General features: G+C 30.3%; 6 protein-coding genes. All 6 read right to left on the bottom strand.

Features of this window, described 5'->3' with window-relative positions; genetic code table 11:
• Positions 1-64: 64 nt before the first annotated feature.
• Positions 65-2,875: a sialidase domain-containing protein gene (locus JOC62_RS11215; protein WP_204595366.1), complete on the bottom strand. Its 2,811-nt coding sequence runs from the start codon at positions 2,873-2,875 to the stop codon at positions 65-67.
• An 80-nt stretch (positions 2,876-2,955) separates the two neighbouring features.
• Positions 2,956-8,409 carry an endo-alpha-N-acetylgalactosaminidase family protein gene (locus JOC62_RS11210; RefSeq protein WP_204595365.1) on the bottom strand — a complete coding sequence of 1,818 codons (5,454 nt, stop codon included), beginning with the start codon at positions 8,407-8,409 and terminating at the stop codon, positions 2,956-2,958.
• 636 nt (positions 8,410-9,045) lie between these two features.
• A complete protein-coding gene (locus JOC62_RS11205; RefSeq protein ID WP_204595364.1) occupies positions 9,046-9,951 on the bottom strand; it encodes an FAD-dependent oxidoreductase in 906 nt (301 codons plus the stop codon).
• Positions 9,952-9,957: 6 nt separating this feature from the next.
• Positions 9,958-11,382: an NAD(P)/FAD-dependent oxidoreductase gene (locus JOC62_RS11200; RefSeq protein WP_204595363.1), complete on the bottom strand. Its 1,425-nt coding sequence runs from the start codon at positions 11,380-11,382 to the stop codon at positions 9,958-9,960.
• 17 nt (positions 11,383-11,399) lie between these two features.
• Positions 11,400-12,224 carry a Cof-type HAD-IIB family hydrolase gene (locus tag JOC62_RS11195; protein WP_204595362.1) on the bottom strand — a complete coding sequence of 275 codons (825 nt, stop codon included), beginning with the start codon at positions 12,222-12,224 and terminating at the stop codon, positions 11,400-11,402.
• Between the two features lie 346 nt (positions 12,225-12,570).
• Entirely contained in the window at positions 12,571-13,515 is a 945-nt protein-coding gene (locus JOC62_RS11190) for a siderophore ABC transporter substrate-binding protein (protein ID WP_204595361.1), read from the bottom strand.
• Between the last annotated feature and the right edge of the window lie 14 nt (positions 13,516-13,529).

The raw sequence follows: 13,529 nt of genomic DNA, 5'->3' as shown, positions 1-13,529 counted from the left end.
AAATATTATAGCTTTATATTATCAATTTTCTAAGTTATACTACCTTTAGCTTAATAATATATATTTATTTAATATCTATAGATAAATTAGTATTTATATTAGTAGATAAATTTGTTACTTTTCCAGTAGTAGTTACTATGTCTAAACCATCTTGAGATTTAATCACTATATCTTTACTTCCAGTTGATATGTCTGAAGGTATTACTCCAGTATATACTACTGACTTACCATTTTTATATTCTTTCATATTTAATTGTACTTCTCTATCTCCAATTAATATTTTTATATCTCTATTTCCAAATAAACTTATTGTTTGATTAAAGTTAACCATTATATTAATTTCTTCGCCAGGTAAATAACTTAAATCATTATCTAAAGTTTCTGTACTTACTATTTCAGCCGCCTTAGCACTCTCTATTAGATCTGTCTTTATATAATCTAAACTCATCTTTCTATATGACATTTCAGCACTACCTGTTCCTTCATATAATAATCCAACATCCCCATTTTGAAGTTCTGTTAAACATGAATATGCAAAATGTCCTGAAATAATACTTTGATTATATTTCCAATCAAATTCATATTTTTTCTCACCATTTTCATAGGTTCCAATTTCATTAATTACACCTATTCTGACTGTTCCATTCCTTCTATTAGGATAAGCTTCATCTGGATTTGCAAAAATAACAGCAGGTTTCCCATCAACTGTTTTGCTATAGTTTATTACGCTTAATTGACAATATGGTTCTCTTAAATTTCTATCCTCAGTAACATCTTCATGCCAAGTTTCACCACCATCAAAACTTGTTGCAATTCTAACATACTCTCCTGTATTTCTCATAAATAATTTTAATTGACCATCTGGCATTTCAACCACTTGACACTCTGTTAATTCATTTCCTGATCTTATAGTATCAGAATTCGCTGACTGATCACTTCTTGAATCATTTGGAGACTCTCCAATATCCCATGTATTACCATTATCATCACTATATATCACAGCACTTGATTGGAATCCATTTGGATTAGTATAGTATACAGGGAATACTATTCTTCCTTTCTTCTCTCCACTTTTTATTTGAATTCCTCTTCCTGGTCCAGTACCTAGGAATTTCATCCAATCTTTTTTAACTTGTCCTGATATAAGTTCTGGCTCACTCCAAGTCTTACCATCATCAGTGCTCTCAACTAATGCAAGATATGCTGTACCATAAGCTTTTAATTTAGCTGTTGGAAGGAAGGTATTTCCTATAGCCTCAGCTTTTCCATCTTCATATAAATAATTATTTGCATCTACTCTATAAGCAGTTTCTATACCATTTGAATCAAATACTCTTCCGCCTGGTTTTATATAATATTTATTGCCTTGACCAGCTTGTCCTTTTGTACCCGCTCCATCAAATAAAAGCATACAATTTTCTCCTTGGAATTCTTCAAAACCAGTTCCTTGTCTTGATGCTCCAAATCCATATCCTTCTGGAAACGCTGTTATAAATAAAAATATTTTGCCATCATCTGTTTGAAGTAATGAGGAGTCTATTACTGATGCATTGCCTGGATAGTCTATTATTTTTTGCCCATCTATCCATGTATTTCCTCCATCTTCACTTCTCTTAATTGCAGCATCTATATTATTAGGTGAATCACCACCATGGTTTATTCTAGCATCTATTCCAGCAATCATCGTTCCTTTGTTAGTCGTAATTAAAGATGGAATTCTAAATGCTTTTGACCCTAAATCATTCGGTTTAAATACATCAACTGGATCACTTATATAAGCACCTTCTGGTAAAGGTAACTTATCCATTTTCGTCTCCTCAGTCTTTTTTACTAAATAATCATCAGCTAATGCTACATCATATATATCTATAAAATCTATATCTCCAGTAAAGTTATATTCATTTCCATTTAATCTATCTGTCTTTCCTACATCAATACTATTTATTTCTTCAATATCAAATATAAATTTAAAATCTTCCCTTTTATCAAACTTAACTTTTTTTCCATTTAGATAAAGTGAATATCCTGCCCCTTCTTCTGCTTTAAATGCTACAGTATTTATTCCTTTATTTAGACTTACATCAATATTACCTTTAATATTGAATGAATTTGTGCCTTCATTTCTTATTTCATACCCTATGCCTCCATTTTGTACATATAAATGAAAGTGACTATTATTTTTTTTATTATTACTAGCACTGAAAATTGTCTGTATTCCATCTCCCTTTACATCAAACTTTGTAATTATTGTCCCTTGTTTTAGAGAATTTATTTTATTTAAATCAGAATTAGCGTTTCCATTAGCCCCATTTTCTATCCTTAAATTATTGTATTCCGATACCTTTTTAGCCATTCCAGTAGTCTCATATACATTAACCTCAGCAAGGCTTGCAAATCCTCCAACACCTTCAATTACTTTTATTGTTATATTATCTGTCTCTATTGGATTTTCAAATCTAATTACATTAGTTAAAATATCTGTTCTTAATGTTCCACTATGAATAACTTCATTCTTTGAAATTATTTCATACCTTTTTATTTTTCCATTATCCTCTGAAAGTCTAGAGTCTAATTTTATTGATGATACTACTCTCTCTTTCCCTAAATCTAATGTAATACTTTGAGGTAATTCATCACTTCCATCCCATTTTGTATGCCACATAGTTTCCAAATTTCCATCTATAGCATTTATAGCAGGATCGATACTCTGCTCTGATGTGGCTGTAGCTTTTATCTCACTTTGGTCTATTACACTTTCAATAACGGGTTTCTTTTGAGCATTATTTGAACTCGCCTTAGCCAAAATAACTTGAATCCCACTATTGCTTAATATTATTGTAGTAAGTATTAAGGCTACTATTTTTTTTCTATTCATAAGACCTCCTCATAAATTAAAATTTTATATAAAAGGACATAGCTTAATTAAACTATGTCCTCTTAATACCTAGTTATATTTTATTTTTTCTTTCTTAAGAACGTAACTCCAAGTGCTGATGCTATTATTCCAAAAATACTCATAGCTCCTGTATTCATACCTGTATCTGGTATATTACCTGAACCATTACCTGATATTCCTGGTGTTGTTGGATTACTTGGTTTTCCTGGCTTATTGCTATTCCCCCCATTTCCTGGCTTATTAGGTTTTCCTGGTTCTTCTGGTTTTGTATTATCAACTTTTAAATTGCTTTGTGCATCATTTAAAGTTTTAAGTGCAGCATCTATCTCCTCTTGAGTAGCTTTTTCATTCTTTAGAACTTTCTTAGCATTATTTAATGCATCTTTAAATACCTTAAAGCTCTCTTTAGTATAATCTTTTTCATTTAACTTTTCTGCAGCCTTTATTGCACTTTCTAAAGCTGTTCTATCTACTCCATCCACGTCTGGAGTTTCTTCTTTGTCTACTAATTTACTTATTGCATCTTCTATAGCTTTAGCTGCATTATCTACTTCTTCTTGAGTTGCATCTTCTTTATTAGCTATAATTTTAGCTGCATCTAGTGCATCCTTTAAGGCTTTATAACTTTCAGCTGTATAATCATCTTTATTTAGTCCTTCTGCTTTAGCTATAGCCTCATTTAATTGATCTTTATTAACTTCTGGCTTTTCAGCCTCTCCTTCTCCAACTGTAATATTAACTTTATTAGATGTAACAGTTTTCCCATCTAATGTAACCTTAACCTCAACAGTTGCGTTACCTTCCTTTAATCCCTTCATTTTTCCATCTTCAATTGAAAGTACACTATTATCTGAAATAATATATTCAACCTTAACACCATCTTTAGATAAATCAACGCTACTTCCATTACTCATAAGTGCATTAACATTAAAGTCAACTGCTAAATCAACAGGAATTTGATTTACGCTAGTGTTTAAGTTAACATGTTCAAGCTTAGCATTTGCATCCTCCTTAACTTCCTTAACGTATATATTATCTAATATAAGCTCCTCATATCCTTCACCTTTATCAATTGAAATATAGTAGTCATCCCTATCTCCTGTAGTAAATGTCTTCTTAATTTCCTTAGCATTAGTATACTTTCCAGCTTCAACACCTGTTGCTTCAAGCGGAATGTTAACTAAGCTATCTCCACCAGATTTTGATTTTATATTTACTGAGTATCCTGGTGCTGCATTTTCAAGTGAATATAAGAATCCTAATTCATAAGTTTTATTTGGCTCTATCTTAAATGTTGATGAGTCAGTAACAAGCATTTGTCCTTTCTCTTCTGATTGTTGATTACTCTTTAATGAGAATCTTCCATCAAGAACCCAAGTCATTTTTTGTCTTCCATATAAATCTTTTTCTGCTAAGTGAGATCTATTAGAATGTTCTCTACCTGGTGCTAAGAAGAATGGAGTTATACCTTCATCTACATTTTCGAAATCTTCATAGAATACATAACCATCTTTATTTGTATGCCCTGGATGATCCCATATTCTAAAGTCATCTAATATAACTTCTCCTGATCCCTCTTTTGCATCTAGATAAATTTCAGCTCCGGTAGCTCCATCAGGTACAGTAAATTCAACCTCCATTCTTTGGAATGTATCATCAATCCACTTAACCCCTTCACCTTGTCTCTTTAATCCACTCTTATTAATTACATTAGTTACGTTAACGTCACCAGAATTAACTCCTAATGTAACTTCTCTATTTCCATCATTTTTAACCCATGCAGAAATAGAATACGTTTTTCCTGGCTCTAGCCCTTCAATATTTTGAGATACCTTTCCATCCTTATCAACGATAGAAACAACATCATTACCCTTTCTTGTTTCACGTGTTTCATTTACAAATTTGATATGATCTGCGTTGCCACTCTTTGATTCTTTTTTCCAATTGCTCCATGTTTGTGAATCAAATCCCGGATCTTTTATTTGAGCACCTTCACCCCATGAATCAATTCTTTCCTCTTTAACCTCACCTTTAGTTACAATATATGGTGTATCTTTTTTAACATCTAAGCTTACTTTTCCATTTACAACATTAACTGTTTTAACCTTTGTTCTTCCTAAGTCAGTTAATTCATATAATTCAACTGTTCCAAGATTAGACCAGTTTTCTGGAAGTTGCCATTCTGATGTTGTTCCAAGTGGATTCCAGTGATATATCTTTTCATCTTCTTCAACTGGATTCCATGGTAAGAATAATTTAGTTTTACCTATTCCAGTATTTCCTATTGAATTTTCTGGAGTTGTTGCAACTAATCTATCATTCTTATAGTAATTTATATTAGCTCCTTCTCTAACAGCTCTCAATCCTTCATTAAATTTAACTTCGTCTTTTGACATAGACATTATTTCAAAATGTTGCATATACTTAGTTGGTAATACTTGATTATAGAATACTTCTGTACCGTACTCACCTTCAATTGTATGCTTAGTTCCCCATCCTCCTGATAGAAGATGCTTATTACCTTTTAATAATGGATCTGATAAGAATCCATCTTTAGTATCATTTTTTATAAATCTTAGGATTTGACTTGTACCACCTTCATTAGGATAAGCTGGGTCTGCTCCCCAATGAGTCCATGTTACATGTTCTTCAAGTGGACTATGGAATTCTGTTGCAACTTGATAATCTAAGCTGTTTAATTTTTCTCCAAGTTGATGTGCATTCCATCCATTACCTGTATAAACATCAACGTATACCCATCCTAATCCTGGAGCATCTTCTTTAAGCATATCTAATCTTCTGAAAAGTTCACCATTTACAACATCTGCTCTTTGGTCAACATAATATGCTTGATCTAACCAATTCCATCCTGCAGCATTTTCATTTACACTACCATTTTGAGGATACTGGAAAGCATCTTTTTGATATTCAGTAGCGTTTACGTGAACACCAATTTTTGCGTTATATTTCTTTCCTTCATTTATTAAAGTGTTAAAGTCATCAACTCCACCTTGTCTCATTCCTATATGTCCACCGTAATCTGGAATCGAATCATCATGACCTTCTGCTTGATATCCCTTATGGAGAACCATTTGCCCAAATCCATCAGTATAATTAGATATCTTCTTAATAGTATCTAATGATCTTAAGAATGGATTTTGAGTATATGCAATATTAAATGCTACATATGAAAGATTATTCTTAATATCTTCTCCACCCATTGGAACCTTCATATTTCTTCTATACTCTATTGCAGCATCTTGCCAGGTTACTTTTTTATCGTCATTATTGTCCTTTGTTACTATAACTTCTGACCATAGTTTATCTTCATGATTAAATAATTCAGTTTCTGAATCTAGAACTTCCCTATAAGTCCAAGTTCCTGTTCCCATTCCTGTACTCTTATAACCATTTCTATTTTCAGTTGTAAGAGTTATTCTATTTGAATATTCTATTACATTGTTATCCATAGTTATAGCAAAATTATCATCGTTTATAAATGCATAAGTTTTGCCTTTAACTGATGGGTCCATCTCTTCTACAGTTTTTATTTCATCCTTAATATCATGCCAAGCTCCTGAAGATAAAGTTGCAGCTATTGCTCCACCTTCATTACTCTTAACAGTTGCAAAGCTATGATTTGGGAAGTTCACTTTTTGAACTTTAAAGTTTCCACCTTCTTTTATATCTGTTATTTCCATTCTAAGCTTATTTCCATCTACAGACATTTTAATTGTCAATGTAACATCTACTTCTTTTATTTTCATAGTATATGTTGCTACATTGTCTTTTACTGTACACTTAACCTCTGGTGTATATTTAGTGTTGTTAAGCTCAACTTTATTATATCTCTCCTCTTGTCCTAATAACGTTGATTGATCATCTTTCCACTCATATCCTATTACTCTTGGGAAAGTATTATCTAAATTTACCTTCATTTTATCTGATTCAATACTCTTAACTTCAACTTCTGGTAAATCCCCTTCACTCTCTTGAACTATCTCTTCAACTTTAACATTATCTAAAGTAACATTTTTATTTCCAAACCATCCTGATAAACCTATTTTACCAGCTCTTTGTGGAAGACTGCCTGATGTTGTATTTCCTAAAAGAACATCATCTATCCATAATGACACATTATTATCTTCAACCTTAAGCTTCATTCTATACTTTTTATTTGCCTCAAGCTTAAGTGACCCTGGGAATGATCCATAGCTTTCTTTTCCACCATTCATAGCTTTCCAAACCCATGATCCAGCATCATAACAAACTGCACCCCAGTTATCTTTATCATTAACTCTAAATGCAAGTCCAATTCTTCCTGAATCACTATCTACTGTAAAATCTGTTTCATAAGTAAAATTCTTAACATTTGGTGAAGCCATATCAGCTGATACTGCTACACCATTCATAGGAACTTTTACAGCTCCATTTTCAACAGAAGCTTTTCCACTTCCTTTTAATATTTGCCAATCTCCACTTGTTGCTTCTGTTTCAAAATCTGTACTATAAGCATGCTTTTCCCTAACTGTAATATTAGCTTTTGCTTTTGGTGAATTTTCTGCTGCTCCCTTTATTTTTCCTTCTACTACAAATTCACCAACTTGTGCATATTTTGAAGCATCAACATAATCCCATATTACAACCTCTTTACCAGTTGATCCATCTCCATAAGTTACATCAACTTTATATGGTAGTTCTGGCTTTACTTTTACTAAAGTATCTATATTTAACTCTTTAACCTCTGTAATATCATCCTTTTGAGCCTCATCTAATGAATTAATTTTTAAATAATCAACCTTTATATTCTTTTGATCAAACCATGTTCTAAATCCAAATTGACCTGGATCAGTTGGGAAGTTTTGTAATGATACATTTTCAGCAAATATTTTTTCTCCATTTACAACTAAAGTTACATGATTTCTTTTAACTGTAACCTTCATTGTAGTCCAGTCACCTGCTTTAAGTTCTGGTCCTTTTATATCATCCTTCCACGCCTTTGGCGTTTCAATGAGCCACTTTCCTGGAGATTCATTACCTCCATTATATCCGATAAAGCCATAATTATCTGCTGAATTTCCTCTAAATACAAGTCCAAATCTACCTGGTTTATCATTTTCATTATCAGGATTTAATTGGAATCTAACCTCTGCTTCAAAATCTGTAAGACTTGGACTTTGTTCTTCTACAAATACAAGATTATTTCCATTTGTCCTCTTAATTTCTAAAGCTCCCTTAACTCCATTTTCTTCATCAGCAAAATCAAAATTTTCTTTAATTTCGCCTTCACCTACCAGCCTTTTCCATGAATTACTGTCATGGTTACTATACTCTTGATCATATTCAAGTTTTTCTGAAGCTTCCTTATTGCCCTTATCCTCAGCTTTATTAACTTCAACAACGTTTACATTTTTATTCCCGTCTGCCAATGCAGATATAGGAATCTGTCCCATTATAACAGCTCCAGCAATGATAAGCGCAATATTTTTGTTCATTGTTGCCCTTTTTTTCATTAAATTTCCCCCTCATAGATTGTTTATTATTAATATAAATTAGTTAACAATAAAAATTTAAGTCCCCATCTTAATAATTATGAACATAACTAAGCTGCACTAAATAAACCATATATATCATGTTGTCGAATTTTCAACTAAACTATAATTATTATTTAATTTATTTCTAAGTATCATCGAAGATTATTGTAATTGTTTTCCATTTTCTTGTCAATCATTATAATATAGCCATCTTCAATGTAGTTTTTATTCATTTTTATACTTAGATTACCCAAAATTATTGCACAAAATATTTTATATAATTTCTTATTTATAAATATTAAAATACTAAATATACTTTTCAAAGTATTGATACTTCATATCATTTCTATGATTAGCTTAATTTCATAATAAAAAACTCTTATTTAATATTTTTACTTTATCTTTATATATTTCCTAGGTAATTTAATGAATTTCATTTAATTACACCTATTTCTTATATTTTATTATGTAAAAAAAATACATAAAGAGCACAAAATTATACATTAGATTTTTCTAATTATTATTATCTTTTTTAATAAAAAAATAAAAAACCATAGATAAAAATCTATGATTTTTTAATATTCTATAATTCTATATGTATTATATATAAAACTATTATCTATTTATAAAGTTTTTAACATTTTCTACAACCTTTTTAGCTTCTTCTAACAATTCTTCCATTGAAGCATGAATGTAAATTCCATTTCCGCAAGCAAATACTCCATTTTTTGAAGTCATATATTGCTCATTAACTGCCGCCCCTGATGTTGATGAATTTAATTCTATTCCACTTCTCATTGCTACAACTCCATCTGATACCATCGGTCTTGCTATTATTAAAGTATCACATTTTAAAAGAAGCTCTTCACCATTTTTAGTTATTCTAATCATCTCAACTCTATCGTTACCAATAATATCTTCTAATTGATATCCTAAATAAAGATTCTTTGTAAGCCCAAGAACTTCATCACTTACTTTATCACAAACTGCACCTTTTACATTTATATTTTTTTCCTTTAATTTCTTATAAATTTTCTTTATATTGTCTACTCCATATAAGACTACATCTTTACCTGGTATAACTCCATCTATTCCTAGAATTTTTTCTGCCATACCAACTGTCATTATTCCAGAACATCTATCTCCAGTAACTTTCATATTATCTCTACTTTGTTCTTTTCCACCATTAGCTAATATTATAGCTTTTCCTTTTATCTTTTCTATCCCACGTTCTTTGCTTGTACATACTATTTCTCTATCATAATCAATTTTTAAAACCATTGTATTTAAGTATGTATCTATTTTAAATCCATTAAATTCGTTTAACTTCTTTTCTCTGTAGTCTCTACCTGTAAAATAACTTCTTTCACTTAAGTTATAATCTCCTCCAATTAAAGCACCACCTAATACGTCATCCTTCTCTATAAGTAATACCTTGTCTATACCTGCAGCTTTAGCAAATATTGCACAATTAAGTCCTGATGCTCCTCCACCTATTATGATTAAATCATAAACTTTCATATTATTTTACGCCTCCTTGTAGCCTATCATATTTGAACCTTTTTTATTTTTCATAACTTCACTTATGTCTATATTCAGTTCCCTTGCTATTATCTTTGATATAGGAATTAAGCATCCAACACCTTGACAGCCACCCATTGTTGCTCTTGTTCTTCTCTTAACCGCATCAACACTTCTAGCTCCAAGTGGTCTATTTATTGCATCTATTATTTCTCCTTCTGTTATAAGCTCACACTTACATACTATTTTTCCATAATTACAATCCCTTTTTATTAATTCATTTTTTTCTGTAATTCCTAATTTATCAAACTTAATTATTCCTTTTCTTGTACTTATAAAATTATCTTTTGGAATTAAGTTAAAGCTATCTTTAATTAGATTCTTAACATACACTCCAATTGCAGGAGCTGCTGTAAGTCCTGGTGAATCTATTCCTATTACATTTATAAAGTTTTTAGCACACTTAACTTCTTCTATTATAAAATCACTTTTAAGACATGGTCTTACCCCAACAAATGTTGTTATGATTCTATTTAAAGGTAATTGTGATACAGATCTTTTAGCTTTGTCAATTACTTCACCTAACCCTTCTTTAGTTGTCTTAATATCTCTTTTAGCTCCTTTATGTGCATTGGGCCCAATCATTAAATTACCATCTATAGTCGGTGTAACTAAAACGCCTTTACTTATCTTATCGGGTACTTGGAATAATGTTTTCTTAACTAATCTACCAGCAATTTTATCAAATAAAATATACTCTCCCTTTACTCCCTTTATTTTATATTGATGATCATTTATCATATTATTTACTATGTCACCATTAAGACCTGCTGCGTTGATAACGCACTTACTTTCTAAATATTCTCCATTACTTAATGTAATCTTATATCCATCACATATTTTTTCTATATTAATAACCTCAGAATTAAATTTAAATTCAACACCATTAACATTTGCATTTTCAGCTAATGCTATAACCATTTCATAAGGGCTAACAATTCCAGAAGTTTTTGCATATAATGCTCCTAAAATTTTTTCAGAAACATTATTTTCTAAACTTAAAACTTCTTCTCTTCTTAAAATTTCTAATCCTTTAACGCCAAGCATTTCACCATTAAACTTAAGCTCTTTAAGCTTAGCCATGTCCTCCTCTGAAAATGCTAATATTAATGCTCCATTCCTTTTAAAAGGAAAATCTAGATCTTTCGATAACTCATCAAACATTTCATTTCCTAAAACATTTAATTTGCCCTTTAGTGTTCCTAAAGTTTCATTATATCCAGCATGTACAATACCACTATTAGCTTTTGATACACCACTTGCAACATCATCATACTTTTCAATTAAAACCGTATTTAATTTATACTTTGATAGTTCTCTAGCAATTGAAGTACCAATAACTCCGCCTCCAATAATAATTATATCTTTCATATTACATCCTCCTAGTCCTACAATACAAATTTCTCTATAGCTTTAGCGACTCCATCATTTATATTTGTATCTGTAATATAGTCTGCAGAAACTTTAACTTTTTCTATAGCATTTCCCATAGCTACTCCAATACCAGCATACTCTATCATTGATAAGTCATTTTCACTGTCTCCAATACACATAACTTCTTCTCTACTTATATTAAAGTATTCTGCTAATTTTTTTACTGCATCTCCCTTTGTACTTCCTTTTTCCATAATTTCAAAATTATCATCCCAAGATGCTACAATTTCCATATTACTATTTAAAGATTCAAGTTCTTTTCTAGCTTTAAGTAATTTATCTTTATGATTTTTTTCTACACAAACTCCTTTTAGGATTTGCCCATCATATTCTCTTAGAGCAATATCAATCTCATTGAATGTTTCTATTCTTATTTTCTCATCATCGGATAATTTTTTATTTAGAACATTATATACGTGATTTTCTGGAAGTTCTTCATCAGATACAACTCCAAAATTAGTTGTTAGGTAAGCCATTAGACCATATTTATTAGTCACATTATAAAATTTATTTAACTCTTCTATATTTAATGGATTATTGTAAATTACTTCTCCATTACTTCCACCAATAAAAGCCCCATTTGATGATATTATAGGTGTATTTAAACCTATTTCTTTTGAATACATTTTTGCACAATCATATACTCTTCCAGTAGTTATTGCCACATGTACGCCCCTTTTTATTGCTTCCTTTATAGCTTTCTTATTATTATTTGACACTGTTTGTTGATCTTTTAATAAAGTTCCATCCATATCAATACAAATTAGTTTTATACTCATAATAATTCCTTCTCTCATATGTGTTAATCTTAATTATAGATTACACTTAAAGAATTAATAAGTTAAATACTATTTTTCTATGATAATAATAAGCATTTAGCTATATATATATTAATACAATATATCACACCAACTATATTATATATACTACACAAAAAAAGCCACTGGTTTTAGTGACTTTTCAAAAAATGTTAATATAAAACACTTCTTATTAATATTTAGTAAGTGCTTCCATATAACTTAGTTCTATCCATTACTTTCATTAGATCTATTTCATATATTTTTTATTTAATTTCTCATTTTATAAAAAGGCTCTACACTTTAATGTAGAGCCTTTCTTTAATAATTATAAAGATTTTTCTATTTCATCTATCATTGCCTCTGTAGACATTAATCCACTACCACCTAAGTACCAAACTTGAGTATTTAAGTAAATTATTTTGCCATCTTTATAAGCCTTAGTGTTCTTTGTTAAATCATTTACTATAACATCCTTAGCAGGCTTTTGATTTCCACCAGCAACTATACCTTTATCAATAACAAATAAGTATTCTGGGTTCTTTGAAACTAAATACTCATATGAAATATTTTGACCATGATTTGATACTTCTATTTTATCATCAGCAGGAGTAAATCCAAAGTTATCATATATTATTCCAAATCTTGATCCTTTACCAAATACACTTATATTTCCTTCATTAACCATTGTTATTAAAGCAGTTTTATTATCAGCTTTTACCTTTTTACCTATTTGTTCCATTCTTTTATTTAAAGAATCCATCTTTTCTTTCATTTGGTCTTCAACACCATATATAGTACCTATAGCTTTTACATTTCTATCTACTGATCCAAAGTGATCACTACCTTCTGTACCAAGCATAATAGTTGGTGCAATTTTATTTAATTCATCATAGAATTTTTCTTGTCTGCCTTCAATAATAATTAAATCTGGTTTTAATTCATTTATCTTTTCCATATCAAACTCTTTTAAAGTTCCAAGATCAGTATATTTATCATCTTTATACTTACTTAAGTAACTTGTTAAACCTGACTTTGGTAATCCCACAGGTTCCTTACCTATTGAAGTCATGATATCTAATGAACCATAATCCAAAACAACAACTTTTTCAGGGTTTTTAGGAACTTGTGTTTCACCTTTCCTATGGCTTACTGTAACCATTTCTTTCTTTCCTTCAGCATTTGCTTCATTTGATTTAAGTTTTGAAAAACCAAAGGCTCCTCCTAAAACTACAATTATTAATCCAACTATTATTCCTATTTTTTTATTCATTATTATTCCTCCAT

The sequence above is a fragment of the Clostridium sardiniense genome (assembly GCF_016907995.1).
Classification (GTDB): Bacteria; Bacillota; Clostridia; order Clostridiales; family Clostridiaceae; genus Clostridium; species Clostridium sardiniense.
The sequence above is the reverse complement of the archived record's forward strand: the minus strand, read 5'-3'. Positions and strand labels throughout refer to the sequence as shown.